The sequence below is a fragment of the Plantactinospora sp. WMMB334 genome (assembly GCF_049179095.1).
Taxonomy (GTDB): Bacteria; Actinomycetota; Actinomycetes; order Mycobacteriales; family Micromonosporaceae; genus Plantactinospora.
Genome location: NZ_JBMHME010000002.1, coordinates 1,717,458 through 1,737,590 on the forward strand (window position 1 = coordinate 1,717,458; position 20,133 = coordinate 1,737,590).

Here is a 20,133-nt window from a genome sequence, read left to right on the forward strand (position 1 = left end):
CTCAGCCGCTCCTGCCCCGCGCCGGTCCACCGGCACCACGGCCCAGGTCCGGTGCGTCGCCCACGTCGGTTGACGCTACCTGGTCGGTCTCGGCCCGGACCGGGCCGGCCTGTCTCTCCGTGGCCGGCGGAGTCAGGGCGGCAGGCGGAGTCAGGAACCGGCGCACGATCTCGCCGGCCAGGGTGACGGCGGCGGTGCCGGCCATGACGGCCAGGGCAGGCTGTTCCAGTGCGGCCGCGCCGATGGCGAGCGCGGTCAGCAGCAACTCGACGCCGAGCAGGACGGCCACGGCCCGTGCCGTCGGTCCAGCCGATCCGTCCGTCCCCGTACGCTGCGGTGTCCGCGTCGCGGTCATCCGGTTCCCTCAATCGACATGGTGAAATTCTGCCGGCGTCGAAAGATCGATGCAAGTGCAGATGCACGTGCATCTGCACTTGCCAGACGGTTCGCGTCCGATCATTGCCCATCCGGCCGCGCACCGGTCGACGGTGGCTTCACCCGGCGTACGGTAGGCCGGCCGTGTCGTCTACCGACCGATGGAGGATGCGCGATGCCGTCCGACACCGACGCCCTGATCCGGCAGCACCGGACAGCCGCCGCGACCCTGACCGTGACCAGCGGGGGAGCCCCGCTCGCCAGCCAGGAGGTGGTGGTCGCCCAGCGCGCACACGCGTTCCTGTTCGGCTGCACGGGCTTCGAGTTCATCCCGCTGGCGAACGGCGAGCTGGTCCAGGCCGGGGCGGGCCCGATGGAGGCCGGAACGGGTCCGGCCGAGCGGCTGGCCGAGCAGTGGCTCGACCTGTTCAACTTCGCCACCCTGCCGTTCTACTGGGGACGCTTCGAGCCCGAGCGGGGCCGGCCGGACACCCGGCGGCTGCGCGAGACGGCGCGCTGGTTCACCGACCGGGGCTGCCTGGTGAAGGGACACCCGCTGGCCTGGCACACGGTGACCGCCGAGTGGCTGACCGAGCTGACCAACCCCGAGATCACGCAGGTGCAGCTGGAACGGATCCGCCGGGAGGTGACCGACTTCGCCGGCCTGATCGACACCTGGGACGTGATCAACGAGGTCGTGATCATGCCGATCTTCGACAGGTACGACAACGGCCTGACCCGGATCTGCCGGGAGCTGGGCCGCATCCCGCTGGTCCGGATGGTCTTCGACGCGGCCCGCGAGGCGAACCCGTCCGCCACCCTGCTGCTCAACGACTTCGACATGTCCGCCGGCTACGAGTGCCTGATCGAGGGGGTGCTGGAGGCCGGGATCCGGATCGACGCGCTCGGCCTGCAGAGCCACATGCACCAGGGCTACTGGGGCGAGGAGAAGACGCTCGGCATCGTCGACCGGTTCGCCCGCTACGGCCTGCCGATCCACTTCACCGAGACGACGCTGCTCTCCGGCCCCCTCATGCCGGCGGAGATCGTCGACCTCAACGACTACCAGCCCGCCGAGTGGCCCAGTACCCCGGCGGGGGAGGAGCGGCAGGCCGACGAGATCGTCCGGCACTACAAGACCCTGCTGTCACACCCGTCGGTGCGGGCGACGACCTACTGGGGGATGGTGGACGGTGGCTGGCTGGGAGCGCCGGGCGGCTTCGTCCGGGCAGACGGCACGCCGAAGCCGTCCTACGACGCACTCCGGGCGCTGGTCCGGGACGAGTGGTGGCTGCCACCGACCCCCCGCGGCACCGACGAAGACGGCCGGGTCCGGTTCACCGGCTTCCTCGGCGAGTACGAGGTCTCGGCCGCCGGCCGCACCGCGACCTTCCGCCTCGACGAGCCAGGCACGACGGCACTCACCGTCGAGGTGTAAGGAAGGGCCCCCGCATATCGTTTTCTGTTGTAGCGGGGGCCCTTCCTTGCACCTGGGTGTTATTCGCCGGAGGGGGCGGGGAGTTGGGTGCCGAGCCGCACCGGGGCGCCGAAGTTGGGGGTGCCGTCACTGTTCCAGGTGAACTTCTGGGCCCGGGTCGAGCGGTTCATGTCGCAGCCACCGCCCGCCGAGTCGTTCGCGTGGTAGACGATCCAGTCCTCGGTCCCGTCCGGTGATGTGAAGAAGCCGTTGTGGCCCGGCGCGAAGACGCTGTTGGCGTCACTGCGCTGGAACACCGGACTGCTGCTCTTCGTCCAGGACGACGCGCTCAGCGGGTTGCTGCCGGTCAGGGTCAGCAGGCCGAGCTTGTAGTCCGGGCCCCAGCAGGCGCTGGCGGAGTAGACGATCATCGTGCGGCCGTTGCGGTAGAGCGGTTCAGGTCCCTCGTTGACCGGGTGGGTCTGCCGCTCCCAGCTCAGCGTCGGCGACGAGAGCCTGACCCGCGAGCCGCTGATCGTCCAGGGGTTGCTGAGCGGGGTGATGAAGAGGCTCTGCCCGTAGCTGCCGCCCGCGTTGTAGGTGCCGAGCAGGTAGAGGTTGTTGTTCACCCGTAGCACGCTGGCGTCGAGCTGCCAGTCGCCGCCCAGGTCGGCCTTGAAGGTGTACGGCCCCATCGGGTCGGTGCCGGCGCTCTCCAGTACGTGCAGCCGCTGCGTCGGGTTGAAGTCGCTGACGTTCTGGCCGGCGACGTAGTACAGGTACCACCGGTTGCCGTTCGGCCCGTTGATCAGGTGGAACTCCGGTGCCCACATGTTGCAGCAGCCGTTCGGCCGGCCGGAGAGGTTGAAGACCACCTGGTCGGCGGCGCTGGCCAGGCCGGCGAGGGTACGCGACCGCCGCATCGTGATGGTCGAGCTCCAGGTGGTGGTGGCGAGGTAGTAGTAGCCGTTGTGGTGCTGGAGCCACGGATCCGGCCCGTTCCGCTTGATCGGGTTGGTGAAGGTGCCGGGCGTCGGGTTCGGGTTGCCGCCGCCGACCGAGCCGACGTTGACCATCTGCCACTGCTGGTTGGCGCCGTCCAGGTCCTGATACTGCGAGACCATCGCGCCGTCCGCGGTGGACCACTCCCAGACGTCCAGCGCCTTGCCGCTGGCCCGGTTCACCAGGCGTACGTAGCCGCCGGCCGAGTCGGCGAGCCGGAAGTGCTGCCGGGTGGAGCCGTTGTCGGCGTTCTGCACCAGCTGCACGCCGTCGTTGGAGTTCGGCAGCTCCAGCACCTTGCCGCTGTGCCGGGACTGCACCCGGTAGTAGCCGCCGCCGGCGTCCAGGAACCGCCACTGCTGCCAGTTGCCGTCGTTGCGGGCCCACTGGTTGATCGGCGCACCGTCGCCGGTGGCCAGGTCGTAGACGTCGAGTGCCTTGCCGCTGTGCCGGTTGACCAGCACGTAGTAGACGTTCGGGTCGGCGGTGGCGGCCGAGGCCGGCGGGCCGGCGACGAGGACGCCGGCAGCGGCGACCACGGCGGCCAGCCCGGCGGCGAGTCCGGCTCGCCAGCCTCGCCGCCGGGCCGGGACGAGCCGGCGGGGATCCAGCGCTGTCATGGTGATGCTCCCTGTGGTCGATGCGGTGGTCGGTGCGCGGGTTCGATGCGGGTTCGATGTGTCGTGTTCGCGGTTGCGGTGGCAGCCGTGGCCGGTGGTCGGCGTGGGAACGGTCAGTAGACGAAGGGCCAGCCGGCCTGGTCGTAGCCGAGCCGGTTGATGCCGAGCAGCGAGGCGCCGTTGTTGGCGTAGTAGTGGTAGACGAGGAAGTCCCCGTCGGTGTCGGAGAGCACCGTCTGGTGGCCCGGCCCGTGGATGTCGCCGTGCGAGGCGAGCACCTGGGTGCCGCCGCCCGAGGTGAGCGCGGTGCCGTTCCGGTCGACGAACGGGCCGGTCACGCTGGTGGAGCGACCCACCATCACCCGGTAGGTGCTGGACGCACCCTGGCAGCAGCGGTCGAAGGAGACGTACAGGTAGTAGTAGGAGCCCCGCTTGACCAGCGTCGGCGCCTCGATCGCGCCACCGTTCCGACCGGCGACGGCCCGGATCGTGTTGTCCGAGCGCTTGCCGGTGGCCGGGTCGAGGGCGACCAGTTTGAGTCCGGACCAGAACGATCCGAAGGCCAGCCACCAGCGACCCTGGTCGTCCACGATCAGGCTCGGGTCGATGGCGTTGAAGTTGTCGGAGGTCTGCGACTCGATCACCAGGCCCCGGTCGGTCCAGCTTCCCGAGTTGCCGGTCGGGCTGGTGGCCAGGAAGATCGCCGACCGGTTCGAGCCGAAGGTGGAAGCCGAGTAGTAGAGGTAGTACTGGCCGTTCCGGTAGGAGATGTCCGGCGCCCAGAGGTTGCGGCTGCCTCCGGTGTAGCCGGTGGTCCAGGGTGCGCCGTTCGGGAAGACCGATCCGGCGTTGCGGAAGGCGACCCGGTCGGTGGAGGTCTTCAACGAGATGTTGTTGCCGGTGTGCGCCACCAGGTAGTCGCCGCCGGGCCGGCGGACCACGGTCGGGTCGTGCACCCCGACATCACCGGTCACCCGCATCGGTACCGGATAGGCGGCCGGCGGCGTGCCGGGGGTGCCCGGCCCGGTGGTCGGGGTCGGGGTCGGGCCTCCCGGCCCGCCGGTCGAGCCGACCCGGACCAGTCGCCACTGCTGGTTGGCGCCGCCCTGGTCGGCGTACTGGCTGATCCGGCCGCCGTCGGCGGTGGACCACTCCCAGACGTCGAGGGCCTTGCCGCTGTTCCGGTTGATCAGCCGGACGTGCTCACCGTCCGAGTCGGCGAGCCGGAACTGCTGGTCGGTGCCGCCCTGGTCGGTCCATTGGATCACCTCCGCGCCGTCGGCGGTGGAGGAGTCGCGGATGTCGAGGACCTTGCCGCTGTGCCGGGACTGCACCCGGTAGTAGCCTCCGCCCGCATCGACGAACCGCCACTGCTGCCAGTTGCCGTCGTTGCGGCTCCACTGGACGATCCGGCCACCGTCGGCGGTGGACCGCTCGTAGACGTCGAGGGCCTTGCCGCTGTGCCGGGAGAGCAGGACGTACCAGGCGTTCGGGTCGACGGTCGCGGCCGACGCCGACCGGGTCGGTACGGCGATCGCGGCGACGGCGAGCGCGGCGGCGACCGCCAGCGCGGTGGTGGTGCGGATGAGTCGGGCCCGGCCCGGCGGGGCGGGCCGGAGGGAAGCGCGAGCCTCCATGAGTCTTCCTTCCGTCGGTCCGTCCGGTGGACGGTGCCGGCCCGCGGCGGCCGGGACGGTGGCACGCCGCGGGTTGACAGGTGTGTCGAGGTGTGTGTCGGTGCCTACACGCGATGTGGCGCCACGCAGTCTCCAGCCCACGCGCGCCGCAGCGCCGCGGTACGGCACCACGCCGCGGTGCCGCGCGGTACGGCACCACGCGCTGCGGTGACACGCGCTGCGGCACCATGTGATGCGCTGGCACCGCTGCCTGTGCCGGGGGCGCTGGCACGGCGGCCAGGACCGCGGAAGCTGCTGGCACTGCTGGGCCCGGACTATCGACGATGTTTGCGGTCACACTCTTCGATGTCAAGCCGGAATGCGTTTTCTTCACGATCCATGGATAACCTTGACTGCCCAGCATGTTAGCGGTAACACTCTCCCGTAATGCCGGGGTAACAGGCCGGACGCCCGCCGGAATCGACGAAAGGTTGCTGGTCATGACGCCGAAGTGCCGCAGCGGATCTCCGCGACGACGGACGGCGACGCCGTTGCTCGTCGTGCTGGCGATGGTGCTGGCGCTGCTCGCCGGGGTGCCGGTCGGTACGCCGGCCGCCGCCGCCCCGGCGGTGAACTACACCAACCCGCTGGCCAACCAGCGCGCCGACCCGCACATCTTCAAGCACACCGACGGCTACTACTACTTCACCGCGACCGTCCCGCAGTACGACCGGATCGTGCTCCGCCGCGCCACCACCCTGCAGGGGCTGGCCAGCGCCGCCGAGACGACGATCTGGCGCCGGCACACCAGCGGGGAGATGGCGGCGCACATCTGGGCGCCTGAGATCCACTTCATCAACGGCCGCTGGTACGTCTACTTCGCCGCCGGCCGCTCCGACGACGTCTGGCGGATCCGGATGTACGTGCTGGAGAACGCCGGCGCCAACCCGCTGACCGGCTCGTGGACCGAACGCGGCCGGATCAGCACCCCCTGGGACACCTTCTCGCTGGACGCCTCCACCTTCGTCGCCAACGGCGTCCGCTATCTGGTCTGGGCGCAGTCCGAGCCGGGGACCAACACCAACTCCAATCTCTACCTCGCCCGGATGGGTGCCAACCCGTGGCAGATCACCGGCACCGTGACCCGGCTGACGGTGCCGACGTACGACTGGGAGACCCGGGGTTACCGGGTGGCCGAGGGGCCGGCGGTGATCCAGCGCAACGGCCGGATCTTCCTGACGTACTCGGCCAGCGCCACCGACGCCAACTACTGCGTGGGCCTGCTGACCGCGTCGGCGGGCGCGAACCTGCTCTCCGCCTCCGCCTGGACCAAGAGTTCCACCCCGGTTTTCGCCAGCAACGCGGCGACCAGCCAGTACGGCCCCGGGCACAACTCCTTCACCGTCTCCGAGGACGGCCAGAGCGACATCCTCGTCTACCACGACCGAAGCTACCGGGACATCAACGGCGACCCGCTGAACGACCCCAACCGGCGTACCCGGATCCAGAAGGTGTACTGGAACGCCGACGGCACCCCCAACTTCGGCATTCCGGTGCCGGACGGCGCCACTCCGGTCCGGCTCCGCCCGCAGGATCTCGGCAGTTCCTACCTGCGGCACTACGACTACCGGGCGCGGGTCGAGGCGAACGTGTCGCCGCTGGCCGACTCGCAGTTCCGGATCGTCTCCGGTCTCGCCGGCTCCGGCTCGGTGTCGCTCGAGTCGACGAACTTCCCCGGCTACTACCTCCGGCACCGCAACTACGAGGTCTTCGTGGAGCGTGACGACGGCTCGGCGCAGTTCCGCGCGGACGCGAGCTTCACCCGCCGGGCCGGCCTGGCCAGCAGCTCCGGGATCTCGCTGGAGGCGGGGAACTTCGCCGGCAGGTACCTCCGGCACCGGTCCGGGCTGGTCTACGTCGAGCCGGTGAGCAGCAGCGCCGAACAGGCATCCGCCACCTTCCACCTGGAATGACGTCCGTGCGCCCCCGGCGAGGCTCCGTCCACCTCGCGAGCGGTCGCAGATGCGCCGTAGCGGCGGCGCGGGTCCGCCGTAGCGGTGACCCGAGTGCGCCGTAGCGGCGGCGCGGGTCCGCCGTCGAGGTCCGCCGACGAGGTTGCGCACCGTGCCGGAGAGTCGTGATGCCGACTCTCCGGCACGTCGTCGTTGAGGGTTTGCGCTGGTGAGGGCCGATCTCGGTAAGGATGGAGGTATGTCATCGCCGCTGTCAAAGCCCCGTTCCGCCGTGGTCATCGGTGGGAGCTTCGCCGGTCTCTGCATCGCGCGTACCCTCGCCGACCATGTCGAGCAGGTGACCGTACTCGACCGGGACCGCTTTCCGGACGGACCGCGACTGCGTACCGGCATCCCCCAGGCGCGGCACCTGCATGTGTTGATCACCTCCGGGCAGCGGGCCCTGGACCGGCTCTTCCCCGGCCTGATGGCCGAGTTGTACGACCGGGGTGCCGTCCCGGTCGCCGCGCCGACCGACCTGCTGTCGCTGAGTCCGAATGGGTGGCGGGAGCGCTTCCCGGCCACCCACACCCTGGTCGGCGCGAGCCGGGAACTGCTGGACTGGACCATTCGGCAGCGACTGTCGTCGGATCCCCGGATCAGGTTCCTCGCCGCTCGGGAGGTGGTCGGGCTGCTCCCCGGCGACGACGGTGCGTCGATCGTCGGGGTGGAGTTCCGGGTCCGCAACGGCGGGTCCGGGACCCTCCGGTGCGTCGCCGACCTGGTCGTCGACGCCAGTGGACGGGGCTCCCGTACGCCGGACTGGCTGGCGGCGCTCGGCTACGGGCGCCCGGAGGAGACCCGGATCGACGCCGGGCTCGGCTATGCGAGCCGGCGGTACCGGTTGGCTCCGGGCGTCGCCGACGGCTGGAAGAACATCATGGTGATGCCGAAGCCGCCGCGGATCACCCGCGCCGGTGTGCTCTATCCGATCGAGAATGGCCGCTGGATGGTCACCCTCGGCGGCTTCGGCGCCGAGACGCCGCCCACCGACGAGGCGGGCTTCCTGGAGTTCACCCGGAGCCTGCGCAGTCCGTTGATCTACGAGGCGATCCGGGACGCCGAGCCGGACGGGCCGATCCACGGCTTCCGGCGGACCGCCAACCACCGGCGGCACTACGAGACGATGCCGCGCTGGCCGGAGGGTTTCCTGGTGGTCGGGGACGCGGCCTGCGCCTTCAACCCCGTCTACGGCCAGGGCATGAGTGTCGCCGCGCAGACCGCGGTGGTGCTCCGCGACCATCTCCGGACCCACCGGGGGCGGTTCGGGCGGGCCGCCCAGGTCGCCGTGGCCGGGTGCAGTGCCACCGCCTGGACCATCGCCACCGGCACGGACCTGCGCTTCACCGCCGCCGGTACGGTCCGGCCGGGGCGCCGTGGCCGGCTCTCGCACTGGTACTTCGACCGGGCCTCCGACGTGGCCGACCGGGACCCGTACGTGTTGCGGGTGCTGACCGACGTGCAGCACCTCGTCCGGCCGCCGGCGGCCCTGGCGCACCCGAGGGTGGCGCTGCGGGTGCTCCGTGGCCCGACGCGCCCGCCACTGTCGGCCCCGCCGGTAACTCCGCTGTCGTCACGCCGGTAGCCCCCGCTGCCGGCCCCACCGGTCAATTCGGATCGCGGCCCAGCCCACCGGTCAATTCGGATCGGTCGGTGCGCGGACGGTGAGCACGCCGGCCAGGTCGATGTCGTCGGCGCGACCGTCGAAACCGGACTCCGAGATCAACCGGGCACCGAGGACGGTGCTCCAGAACGTGCGGGCCTCCACGTCGGCAGGGCGGTCGATCACCCAGCCGTGTCGGTCGAGGATCGCGGCGAGGTAGCTCTGTGCCTTGCGGAAGAGCACCGCGAGGCTCTGCTCGGCCACCGGCCGCAGCTCGCGGCGACGCCGGGTGATCGACATCGCCTGCACCGCGATGGGCACCGCCGGCAGCGTCAGCGCGCTGCGGGCCAGCGCCGTACGGAACGCCGCCGGGGTGTGCCGGCGCTGGCCGACCGGCTCCAACCGCTCGGCGTCCCGGAGCAGCAGCATGAAGGCGGCGTGCACGAACAGGCCGTCCTTGGAGCCGAAATAGTAGGTGATCTGGTGCGGGTGGGCCGAGGCGGCGGCGGCGATCTCGGCCACGCTGACGGCGTCGAAGCCGCGCTCGGCGAAGAGGGCGGCGGCATGTTCGAGGATCTGCGCGCGGGTACGCCGGCCACGGGCCCTGGGCGGCTCGGTGGACATCTCATAGTTGTATGCGATACAACTTGCGGAGGACAAGGGGACGCACCGCGGACACGACGAGGAGATCAGCATGAGCGGCCGGGACGTCGTCGTCACCGGACTCGGCGCCACCACCCCGCTCGGCGGGGATGTCGACGCTCTCTGGCAGGGGATGCTCGCCGGCCGCTCCGGCGTACGCCGCGTCGACGACATGATGGCCTCCTTCCCACACACCGAGGATCTGCCGACGAAGATCGCCGCCCCGATGGCCGTCCCGCCGGACTCGGCGCTGCCCCGGGTGCAGGCCCGCCGGATGGACCGCTGCCAGCAGGCCGCGCTGGTCGCCGCGCAGCAGGCGTGGTCCGACGCGGGCGGGCCGGAGGTCGATCCGTCGCGCCTCGCCGTGGTGATCGGCACCGGAATCGGCGGCGTCTCGACGCTGCTGGCCCAGGACGACCTGCTGGAGCAGAAAGGACCCGCCCGGATCTCCCCGCTCACCGTGCCGATGCTGATGCCGAACGGCCCGGCGGCCTGGGTCAGCCTGGAGTACGAGGCCCGGGCCGGCGTCTACACCACGGTCTCCGCCTGCGCCTCGGGCGCCGAGGCCCTGGCACTGGCCGTCCGGCTGATCCGCTCCGGCGAGGCCGACGTCGTGATCGCCGGTGGCGCGGAGGCGGCCATCGCGCCGCTGACCATCGCCGGCTTCGCCCAGGCGCGCACGCTGTCGAAGCGCAACGACGAGCCGGAACGGGCCTCCCGCCCCTTCGACGTCGACCGGGACGGCTTCGTGCTCGGCGAGGGGGCCGGGGTGATGATCCTGGAGCGGGCGGATTTCGCGGCGGCGCGGGGCGCGCGGCTGATCGGGCGGCTGGCCGGCTACGGCATCACCGCCGACGCCCACCACATCACCGGTCCGGACCCGAGCGGCGCCGGACAGATCCGGGCGATCCGGAACGCCGTGGCCGACGCCGGGCTGGAACCGGCCGACATCGGGCACGTCAACTGCCACGCCACGTCCACCGTGGTCGGCGACGTCGGCGAGGCGAGCGCGATCCGGCAGGCGCTCGGTGCCGAGGTCGTGCTGACCGCGCCGAAGTCCAGCCTCGGTCACCTGGTCGGCGCGGCCGGCGCGGTGGAGGGCATCCTCACGCTGCTCTCGGTCACCAACGGCGTCATCCCGCCCACCCTGAACCTCGACCACAAGGCCCCGGAGGTGGAGTTGGACGTCGTCAGCGGCGCGCCACGTGAGCAGCGGATGGAAGCGGCGCTCTGCAACTCGTTCGGCTTCGGCGGGCAGAACGTCTCGCTGCTCTTCACCGCCAACTGACCCGCCCGCCCGCCGGCCCGGCCGGAGGTGCTGTGCTGGCCCCGGCCGCTTCCCGGTGCTCGGCGGGCCCGTCCCACACCGGTCGGTCGTGCAGCACCGAACGGGCCGCCGTCACCCTCGGGCACGCGGCAGGCAGCACTTCTTGTACTTGAGGCCCGACCCGCACCAGCATGCCTCGTTCCGCTCCGGCGGCCAGGGGAGCTGCGCCCCTCGTCCGGCCAGCTCGGCCGCGTAGCCGGCCCTGGCCGACGTCCCGGCGGGATCCGCACCGGTCCGTTCGGCGTGCCCGGCCAGCCCCTCGAGCCCGCCGCGCAGCGGGCCGATCCCGACCCGGCCCGAGTCCGCCAACCGGACCAGTTCCCGCTGGATCCGGGCCCGATGCTCGTCCCAGTCCCGCCCGTACGCCTCGACCGAGCCGGGCCAGCGCGCCAGCAGCGCCCCGAACTCCCCGCGGGGCAGGAAGAGCCGCTCCACCGGCTCCGGCTCGGTCGTCGTGGTGGCGGTGCGGAACAGTTCGTTCTCCAGCCGGTCGGCCAGGTTGTCGTTCTGGTCGTGCGGCAGGGCGAGCTCGCGGCGTACCCGGTGTCGCTGTTGCAGCAGGAAGAAGAGCAGTCCGGCCGCCTCCCGCGCGGTCGGCTCGGCGGTGCGGCCGCGGAGTGCGGTCTCCACCGCCTCGGTGAGCCACTGCTCGGCGAGGTCGGTCCGGCCACCGGCCTCCAGCGCGGCGCTGAGGTAGGCGGCGGCGTCCGGCTGCGAGTCGAGCAGCGGGCGCAGCGCGGTGAGTTCGGCGAGCGCCTCGTCGGACCGGCCGGTGCGGAACAGGATCCGCGCGTGCAGGGCCCGGGCGAAACCGGCGTCCGGCTCGGTGCTCTCCGCGTACGCCCGCACGGCGCGGTCCGCGTACCGCAGCGCGGCGTCGAGCCTCGCCCTGGTCTCGGCGATCTCGGCGGCCAGGGTCAGCGCCCGGCCGGTGTCCGCCGGGTCGGCGAGCCGCCCCTGCTCGACGGCTTCGGCCAGCTCGGCGGCGATGCCCAGCGGGTCGGCCGTGCCGAGTGCGGACTGCCGCAGCTCGGTCAGATCTGCGCTGGTGAGAACGTCTTTCGTCGGCACGGCTTCACGGTACTGCGGCGAACCGGCCCGACCGGCCCGCTCCGGAAGTAACCCGCCTCACGTGGCTCCTGCGACCGGCCGCGCCGGAGCGCCGCAACGGCACGGCTGCCGGGGAGCCTGGCCGGATCCGGCCAGTCCGGCGTCTTCCGCTGGAGCGGCCGGCGGCGTTAACCTGCCTGAAACGATTCAGGCAGGAGGGCAGGGTGTACCAGCCCAGCGCCGACCAGAGCCCTGACCAGAGCGCCGAGCGCGGCGCTGCACCGACCTCGGGGGTGTCGCGCCGAGGGCTGCTCGGCACCGGCGGGGCCCTCGCCGTCGGCACCACCGTCTCCGGAACAACGCTCGGCGCCACCGTCGCGTCCGGAGCCGCACCCGGTGCCGCCGTCACCACCGCCGCCGGAGCCACCGGTCCCACCGGCCCGTCCGCCCCGACGGGGCTGCTGACCTCCCTGTTGGACGATCCACTCGGGATCGACGACGACCGTCCCCGGCTGAGCTGGATCGTGCCGGCGCTCGGCCGCGCGCCCCGGCAGTACGCCTACCAGGTGCAGGTCGCGCACGCGGCGCCGGAACTGTCCCGCCGGGGCGGGGTGGTCTGGGACAGCGGCCGGGTCGTCACCGCCGACTCCACCGCCGTGCCGTACGCCGGCCCCGCGCTGCGTCCCGGATCGGTCTACCACTGGCGGGTGCGTACCTGGGCGGACCCGGGACGGGTCTCGGCGTGGTCCGCGCCGCAGCGGGTGGTCACCGCCGCCGGGGACACCTGGGCCGCCGAGCCGATCTGGGCCCCCGACGGCACGCTCCGACTCGGCGACGGCATCTTCGAGGTCTCGGTCACCATCACCTCGGTCGCCGCCAGCCTCTGGTTCCGGGCCCAGGACACCGCCAACAACTACCTCTGGCAGCTCCGGGCCGGCACGCCCGGCGTGCTCCGTACGCACGTGCAGCGCAACGGCGGCTACACCGTGCTGGCGGACAGGCCGCTGCCCGAGCCCGTACCGGTGGGGACCCCGCTGCGGCTGCGGGTCGACCTCGCCGGCCCCACCATCCGGACCTACCTCGGGGACGTGCTCGTCGACACCACCGTGGACGGTACGTACACCGCCGGCAGCATCGGATTCCGTAACGGCAGCACCGAGGCGCAGCGGTTCCACTCCGCCACCTTCACCGACCCGGCCGGCGTGGTGCTGGTCGACGAGGACTTTTCGACCGGACCGGGGGTGTTCGCACCCGGCGGCGGCACCGTCAGCGACGGCGACCTGCTCCTCGACCGGGGCCGGTCGGTGCTGGCGACGCTCGGCGAGAGCAACGACTGGGCGCTGCTGCGTACCGAGGTGGTGCTGCCGGCAAAGCCGGTCGCCGCCGGCTACGTCCACGCGACCGGTCAGTCGCCCGAGCCGGCCCGGCAGTACGTCTACCAGCTCCGGGTCAACGACGAGTTCGCCGGTGTCGGCCCGGTCCGGGCGATGGCGGGGGAGGCCCGCTACGCCACCCACGACGTGACCCGGCTGCTGCGGCCCGGCCGCCGCAACGCGCTCGCCGCGCTCTGCTACTCCGCCCGGGAGCGCGGCTTTCTCGCCCAGCTCGTCGTGGTCTACGCCGACGGCACCCGGCAGGTCTTCGGCACCGGCGAGGGCTGGCGCGCCCGCCGGGCCGGGCCGTGGCGACCACCGGCGGGCTTCACCGGCGGCGGCTACTACCATGCGCCGCAGGAACATCTCGACGCCCGGCGGGAGCCGGTCGGCTGGACCCGGGCCGGCTTCGACGACTCCGGCTGGCAGCCGGCGGTCGCCGCCCCGCTGGCCCGACCGCTGGAGCCGGCCCGGGTCGGCAACCTCGGATACCGATACCGGCGCCCGGTCGAGGTGCACCGGCTCGAACCGGGGCGCTGGCTCTTCGACCTGGGCCGGGAGGTGGTCGGCGGGCTCCGGCTCTCCGTCGCCGGCACCGCCGGGCAGACCGTCGAGGTCCGGCTCGGCGAGGAACGCACCGAGGCCGGTGCCCGGTACGAGCTGCGGGCCGGACAGACCTATCGGGAGGTCTGGACCCTGCGGGACGGCTGGCAGCGGCTCGAACACTGGGGCTACCGGGCGTTCCGCTGGGTCGAGCTGGTCGCCGACCCGGCGCTGGAGCTGTCCCGGGCGGTCGAGGCGGCCGTGCTGACCCTGCCCTGGCGGAACGGGGACGCGGCGTTCGAAAGCTCCGACCCCGATCTGGACCGGGTCTGGGCGATGTGCCGGTACTCGATCGAGGCGACCCGGCAGGACCTCTACCAGGACACCCCGACCCGGGAACGCGGCCCGTACGAGGGCGACGCGATCGTCAACCAGCTCTCCGAGTACGCCACCCAGCGGTCGTACGCGCTGGCCCGGTACTCCACCTCCTACCTGGCCCGGCGTCCCACCTGGCCGGCCGAATACCGGTTGCAGACCGTGCTCACCGCCTGGCAGGACTACCTGGCCACCGGTGACCCGTCGCAGCTGGCCGCCGACTACGACCTCTTCGTCGACCGGCAGCTCGACGAGGCGCTGAACCCGGCCGGCCTGGTGGAGAAGGACCCGGGGAGTTCCAGCCAGCCCAACGCCGACCTGGTCGACTGGCCGGCGAGCAACCGCGACGGGTACGTCTTCACCAGGGTCAACACCGTGGTCAACGCCTGGCAGTACGCCGCCTTCGAGACGCTGGGCCGGATCGCCGGGGTCCTCGACCGTCCCGCCGACCGGCAGCGCTACGCCGAGCTGGCCGCCCGGCTGCGGGCCGCGCTCAACGCCCAGCTGCTCGACCCGGACGTCGGCGCCTACCGGGACGGGATCGGCACCGACCACCGGGCGCAGCACGCCACCGCGTTCCCGCTCGCGCTCGGCGTCGCGGAGGAGCGGCACGTCCGGGCGCTGGGGGAGTGGCTGGCCGCCGGTGGCATGCGGGTCAGCGTCTACGGCGCGCAGTTCCTGCTGGAGGCGCTCTACCGGGCCGGCCTGGCCGATGCCGCCCACGCGCTGCTGACCAGCCGGGAGCGGTCCTCCTGGCTGCACATGATCGACGACCTCGGCGCGACGATCGTGATGGAGGCGTGGGACCCGTCGATCAAGCCGAACACCACCTTCTCGCACGCCTGGGGCTCGGCGCCGGCCAACATCGTGCCCCGGTTCGTCGCCGGGGTACGACCGCTCGCCCCCGGCGCCCGCGAGCTGCTCGTCGCCCCACAGCCCGGCCCGCTGCGCTGGCTGCGCGCGACCGTTCCGACGGTACGCGGACCGGTCCGGGTGCGGCTCGACCGGCGCCCCGGTAGACCACATCTGGCCGTCACGCTGCCGCCGAACGTGGCCGGGCGGATCGAGCTCGACCTCGCCGGGTTCGGCGTCACCGACGCCCGGCGGCTGCGGGTGCGCTCCGACGGGCGGGCACCGGAGCGGGAGGTGGCCGCCGGCCGGCTCGTGCTCACCCGGGTCGAGCCCGGCACGACCGTACTCACCTGGCCGGACCGGCGCTGACCAACTCACCCGGCCGGACCGGCGCCGATCGACTCACCCGGCCGACCGGCGCCGATCGGTCGCCGCCCGGCACACCCGCGACGGTCCCACCACCCTCCACCACCACGAAGGAGCTCCACATGGCACGACGACGACACGCCCGGCTGGGCGTCGCCCTGCTGGTCACCGCCGCACTCCTGCCGGGAAGTGTGCTCGCCGGTGCGCCGGCGGCGACGGCGACCCGGGGACCCGGGCCGGGCGCGCCGGGCGGGGGATCCGGGCCGGGCGCGCCGGGCGGGGGATCCGGGCCGGGCGCGCCGGGCGGGGGATCCGGGCCGGGCGCGCCGGGCGGGGGGCATGCGCCGGACGCGCCGACCGGGCTGACGGTGGACGACCGGGCACGGCCGCTGAACGTCGAGGGGCCGCCCCGGTTCGGCTGGCTGCCCCGGGATCGCGACCCGGGCGAGGTGCAGACCGCATACCGGTTGACGGTCTCGACCGCCGGCGGCAGGCACGTCTGGGACTCCGGCAAGGTCCGCTCCGCCGCGCAGTCCTACGTGCCGTACGCCGGCCCCGCGCTGGCGTCCGGTGCGGCGTACCGGTGGACCGTCCGGACCTGGGACCGGAGCGACCGGAGCTCGCCGCCGGCCGGCGGCAGCTTCGAGACCGGCATCTCCGACGCCGAGTGGGAGGGGGCGAGCTGGATCCGCCGGGTCACCGGGGACGCCGACGACTACACGCTGGCCCGCACCGAGGTGTCGATCGGGCGCAGCCGGGTGGTCCGCGCCCGCGCCTACACCGCCGCCGACCACACCTACGAGCTCCACCTGAACGGCCGGCGGGCCGACCGGGGCACCTCGTTCGGCTACCCCGGCGAGGACTACTACCAGGCCGCCGACGTCACCGACCTGGTCAGGGCGGGCAGGCCGCTGGCGATCGGCATCCGCTACCACTGGTACGGCAGCGGCCAGGGCCGCCCCGCCGGTGCTCCCGGCATACTGATGAAGCTGGTGGTCGAGCACGCCGACGGCACCCGGCGGGTCGTCGTCACCGACGGGTCGTGGCGGGTCGCCCGGGACGGACTCTTCCCGGCCGGCTCCGGCCGGCGCAACGGCGAGGGCGACCGGATCGAGCGCCAGGACGCCCGCGCCGGGATCGTCGGCTGGAGCACGCCCGGGTACGACGACTCGACCGCGCCGTGGGCACCGGCGGTGGTCGTCGGGGCGCACCCGACGGTGGAACACCCGCGCCTGATCGGCCAGGAGACCCGGCTCGCCGAGCGGACCGTCGCACCGGTCGCGCTGACCACCGCCGCCGACGGCACGGTGGTCGCCGACTTCGGCGTCGTCGTCCCGGCCCGCCCGGCGGTACGGTTCGACGCCGGTGTCGCCGGCCGGACCGTCCCGATCCGGGCCGGCTACAACCTGAACCCGACCACCGGCCGGGTCGAGACCTCCACCCTGCTCTCCCAGGGCACCGACATGAGCTTCCCCTACACCCAGAAGGAGGGCAGGCAGGAGTTCCGGGCCTTCACCCACCTCGGCTTCCGCTACCTGGAGATCCCGGACGCGGGCGAGCGGATCGACCGGCGCGACGTCTCGGCGGTGCTGGTGCACACCGACACCCCGACCGGCCGGGAGGCCAGCTTCCGCAGCTCCGACCGCACTCTGGACAGGGTGTGGGAGATGCTGAAGCGGTCGGCGATCTATTCGGTGCAGGAGGCGTTCGTCGACACGCCGACCCGGGAGAAGGGCCAGTTCCTCGGCGACGCGGCCGACATCTCGTACGCCACCATGGGCGGCTTCGCCGAGCGCGACGCCACCCAGCAGGCGATCCGGGAGTTCCTCCGCTCGGCGGAGCGCTTCTGGAGCACGGGCGACGACCTGGGGCGCTACAACGCGGTCTATCCGAACGGCGACGGCAAGCGGGACATCCCCGACTACTCGTTGATGTTCGTGGACTGGGTCTGGCGCTACTACTCCGAGACCGGGGACGCCGGGCTGCTCGCCGAGGCGTACCCGTCGATCCGGAACACCGCCGACTACGTGCTGCGGCACATCCCGGCCGACGGTCCGACCGCCGGCCTGGTGACCCGGCTCTCCGGCGGCAGCGGCGCCTACCAGTACGGCATCGTGGACTGGCCGGAGCCGGGCCGGTTCGGCTACGACATGAGCGCCGCCGCCCGGACCACCATCAACGCCCAGGGCGTGGACGTGCTGCGTACCGCGGCCGAGACGGCGGAGGCACTGGGCCGGCCGGCCGGGGAGGCGGCCGGTTACCGGGCCCGGGCGCAGGCGCTGGTCGAGACGATGAACGCCACGCTGCGCCGCCCCGACGGCGTCTACGTCGACGGCCTCTCCGCCACCGGCGAGCAGAGCACGCACGCGGGCCAGCACAGCACCTCGTACGCGATCGCGCACGGGGTGGCGCCGGAGGCCGACCATCGGGCGCTGGCCGGATACCTGGCGTCGCTCGGCATGAGGCAGGGGCCGATGACGGCGCACTGGCTGCTCGCCGCGCTCGGTGCGGCGGGCCGGACGGACGCCGTGCTCGACCTGCTGACCGACCCGGACGATCTGGGCTGGGCGAACATCCTCGCCCAGGGCGGCACCTTCACCTGGGAGGCGTGGACCCTCGACCCGGGCACCAATTTCAGCCAGTCGCACGGCTGGGGCGCGCAGGCGCTTGTCGACGTCCAGGAGACCCTGCTCGGGGTCCGCACCGCGACCCCGGGTGCCGGTCGGGTCGACGTCGTGCCCCCGGCGAGCGGCCTGGCGTACGCCGCCGGGACGGTGCACACCCAGCGGGGTCCGGTGGCCGTGCAGTGGCGGCGCAGCGGCGCCGGGCTGCGGGTGGAGCTGGACGTGCCGGTCAACGTGACGGCCCGGGTCGCGCTGCCGGTGGCGCCGGGCAGGGCGTACCGGGCGTCGGGGCCGAGCCGGGCGACCTTCGTCGGCATCGAGGACGGCCGGGCGATCTTCGAGGTCGGCTCCGGCCGGTCGAGCTTCGTCCCGACCGGGCGGAGTCACTGATCGACTCCTGCCGTCGTGGCCCGGCCCCGCCTCGTGTGCGGTCGGGCCACCGTGGTGTGCGGGTCGGCCTGCCGGGCCGGAGTGTCGCACCTGACCCGTAAATTCCTGGACGTCAACCTCGCGTGAGATCCTAGGGTCAGGTCCATGAGCACAATCCGGGGAGACCGGAAGACCTTCTACCAGTTGCTGGTCAACACCCTGCTGGTGTCGGTGATCAACTTCACCGTCTGGTTCGCGATCACCTTCTACGTCTACCTCCAGACCCGCTCGGTCTTCGCCACCGGCGTGGTCTCCGGGATCTTCCTGGTGCTGACGGCGCTGACCGGCATCTGGTTCGGCAGCCTGGTCGACCACCATTCCAAGAAGACGATGATGCAGGCGTCGGCGGCCGTGTCGCTGACGCTCTACGCGGTGGCGCTGGTCGTCTACCGGGTCACCCCGGAAGAGTCGTTCACCGACCCGGCGAGCGTCCCGCTCTGGGTGATGATCGTCCTGCTGATGTTCGGGGTGATCGCGGGCAACATCCGGACGATCGCGCTGCCGACCCTGGTCACCGTGCTGATCGAGGAGGAGACCAGGGACCGGGCCAACGGGCTGGTCGGCACCACATCGGGGGTCACCTTCCTGGTGACGTCGGTGATCAGCGGTGTCCTGGTGGCGATCGGCGGGATGCTCTGGGTGCTGGTCCTGGCCCTGGTGGTGCTGGCCGTCGCCCTGGCGCACCTGGCCCTCGTGCCGGTGCCACACCGTCCGGCGGCACCGGCCGTCGGGGCGACGCCCGCCGCCCCCGCACCGGTCGCCGCCGCGTCAGCACTGACCGGTGAGTCTTCGCTGACCGGGGAGCCGCCGCGCGCCACGGGTCCGGCGGTCGACGCCGAGCCGGCCGTGCCGGCGAAGCGCACGGTGGACCTGCGGGGCACCATCCGGGTGATCCGCGAGGTGCCGGGACTGACCGCCCTGATCCTCTTCTCGACCTTCAACAACTTCCTCGGCGGCATCTTCATGGCGCTGATGGATGCCTACGGGCTGTCGCTGGTCTCGGTGCAGACCTGGGGCCTGCTCTGGGGGCTGTTGAGCACGGGCTTCATCGTCGGCGGGCTGCTCATCGCCCGGACCGGTCTGAGCAGTAACCCTGTCCGGCTGCTGTTGCTTGTCAACATGGTGCTCTGGACCGTCACGCTGCTCTTCCCGCTACAGTCCTCGATCGTCCTGCTCACCGCCGGGATGTACGTCTACATGCTGGTCGTGCCGTACGCGGAGGCCGCCGAGCAGACGATCCTGCAGAAGGTGGTGCCGTACGAGCGGCAGGGCCGGGTCTTCGGCTTCGCGCAGAGCGTCGAGCAGGCGGCCTCGCCACTGACCGCCTTCCTGATCTCCCCGATCGCGCAGTTCTTCTTCATCCCGTTCATGACGGACGGGGCGGGTGCCCGGCTGATCGGCGGCTGGTTCGGCACCGGCGCCGACCGCGGGCTCGCACTGGTCTTCGTGCTGACCGGCATCGTCGGCATGATCGCCACCGCGCTGGCGCTGCGCAGCCGCCCCTACCGGCGGCTGAGCCGGCGGTACGCGGCGGGATCGCCGGACACCCCGGATCATCCGGACGCGGGCTCGGATTCACACGCGGCCTCGGATCCGGACACGGCCTCGGATCCGGATCCGGGCTCGGGCTCGGGGGAGCTGAGCCCGTCCGGCGCGGCCCGGTAGCGCGCCGCGCGTCGGGACCGTGCGCCGGAGTCGAGCGTCGGGACCGTGCGCCGGAGTCGAGCGTCGGGACCGTGCGCCGGAGTCGAGCGTCGGGACCGTGCGCCGGAGTCGAGCGTCGGGACCGTGCGCCGGAGTCGAGCGTCGGGACCGTGCGCCGGAGTCGAGCGTCGGGACCGTGCGCCGGGGCCGAACGCCGGGGCCGGACGTGGCCTGCGGACGATGCTGCGGTTCCGCCGGACCGT

At 72.6% G+C, this 20,133-nt stretch carries 12 protein-coding genes; 7 read left to right on the forward strand and 5 right to left on the reverse strand.

The features are described from left to right. Nucleotide 1: 1 nt before the first annotated feature. A complete protein-coding gene (locus tag ACN27G_RS07430) occupies nucleotides 2–289 on the reverse strand; it encodes a hypothetical protein (RefSeq protein ID WP_421492039.1) in 288 nt (95 codons plus the stop codon). A gap of 261 nt (nucleotides 290–550) precedes the next feature. Between ACN27G_RS07430 and ACN27G_RS07435 the strand changes: the two genes are divergently transcribed. Then, complete coding sequence (locus tag ACN27G_RS07435) at nucleotides 551–1,813, forward strand: endo-1,4-beta-xylanase (RefSeq protein ID WP_421492040.1); 1,263 nt, start codon at nucleotides 551–553, stop codon at nucleotides 1,811–1,813. Between the two features lie 59 nt (nucleotides 1,814–1,872). Here the strand turns inward: ACN27G_RS07435 and ACN27G_RS07440 are convergent, their stop codons facing one another. Together ACN27G_RS07440 and ACN27G_RS07445 are read right to left on the reverse strand one after the other, a co-directional pair. After that, nucleotides 1,873–3,414, reverse strand: coding sequence for a family 43 glycosylhydrolase (locus ACN27G_RS07440; RefSeq protein WP_421492041.1), 1,542 nt, complete (start codon nucleotides 3,412–3,414; stop codon nucleotides 1,873–1,875). 113 nt (nucleotides 3,415–3,527) lie between these two features. Beyond that, nucleotides 3,528–5,051 carry a family 43 glycosylhydrolase gene (locus ACN27G_RS07445; protein WP_421492042.1) on the reverse strand — a complete coding sequence of 508 codons (1,524 nt, stop codon included), beginning with the start codon at nucleotides 5,049–5,051 and terminating at the stop codon, nucleotides 3,528–3,530. A 479-nt stretch (nucleotides 5,052–5,530) separates the two neighbouring features. On the opposite strand from ACN27G_RS07445, the gene ACN27G_RS07450 reads away from it, so the two are divergent. Together ACN27G_RS07450 and ACN27G_RS07455 are read left to right on the forward strand one after the other, a co-directional pair. Beyond that, nucleotides 5,531–7,003: a family 43 glycosylhydrolase gene (locus ACN27G_RS07450; protein WP_421492043.1), complete on the forward strand. Its 1,473-nt coding sequence runs from the start codon at nucleotides 5,531–5,533 to the stop codon at nucleotides 7,001–7,003. Between the two features lie 238 nt (nucleotides 7,004–7,241). Next, nucleotides 7,242–8,627, forward strand: coding sequence for an FAD-dependent oxidoreductase (locus ACN27G_RS07455; RefSeq protein ID WP_421492044.1), 1,386 nt, complete (start codon nucleotides 7,242–7,244; stop codon nucleotides 8,625–8,627). A gap of 51 nt (nucleotides 8,628–8,678) precedes the next feature. Here the strand turns inward: ACN27G_RS07455 and ACN27G_RS07460 are convergent, their stop codons facing one another. Next, complete coding sequence (locus tag ACN27G_RS07460; RefSeq protein ID WP_421492045.1) at nucleotides 8,679–9,269, reverse strand: TetR/AcrR family transcriptional regulator C-terminal domain-containing protein; 591 nt, start codon at nucleotides 9,267–9,269, stop codon at nucleotides 8,679–8,681. Nucleotides 9,270–9,339: 70 nt separating this feature from the next. On the opposite strand from ACN27G_RS07460, the gene ACN27G_RS07465 reads away from it, so the two are divergent. Next, entirely contained in the window at nucleotides 9,340–10,575 is a 1,236-nt protein-coding gene (locus ACN27G_RS07465) for a beta-ketoacyl-[acyl-carrier-protein] synthase family protein (RefSeq protein WP_421492046.1), read from the forward strand. A gap of 111 nt (nucleotides 10,576–10,686) precedes the next feature. Here ACN27G_RS07465 and ACN27G_RS07470 read toward each other — a convergent pair whose 3' ends face one another. After that, nucleotides 10,687–11,685 (reverse strand): SEC-C metal-binding domain-containing protein, encoded by a 999-nt coding sequence (locus ACN27G_RS07470; RefSeq protein WP_421492047.1) that lies wholly within the window; start codon nucleotides 11,683–11,685, stop codon nucleotides 10,687–10,689. 203 nt (nucleotides 11,686–11,888) lie between these two features. On the opposite strand from ACN27G_RS07470, the gene ACN27G_RS07475 reads away from it, so the two are divergent. From ACN27G_RS07475 to ACN27G_RS07485, 3 genes are all read left to right on the forward strand, one after another. Continuing rightward, nucleotides 11,889–15,176 (forward strand): family 78 glycoside hydrolase catalytic domain, encoded by a 3,288-nt coding sequence (locus tag ACN27G_RS07475; RefSeq protein WP_421492048.1) that lies wholly within the window; start codon nucleotides 11,889–11,891, stop codon nucleotides 15,174–15,176. 119 nt (nucleotides 15,177–15,295) lie between these two features. Continuing rightward, nucleotides 15,296–18,187 carry a family 78 glycoside hydrolase catalytic domain gene (locus ACN27G_RS07480; protein WP_421492049.1) on the forward strand — a complete coding sequence of 964 codons (2,892 nt, stop codon included), beginning with the start codon at nucleotides 15,296–15,298 and terminating at the stop codon, nucleotides 18,185–18,187. A gap of 144 nt (nucleotides 18,188–18,331) precedes the next feature. Beyond that, a complete protein-coding gene (locus tag ACN27G_RS07485; protein ID WP_421492050.1) occupies nucleotides 18,332–19,891 on the forward strand; it encodes an MFS transporter in 1,560 nt (519 codons plus the stop codon). Nucleotides 19,892–20,133: the final 242 nt, after the last annotated feature.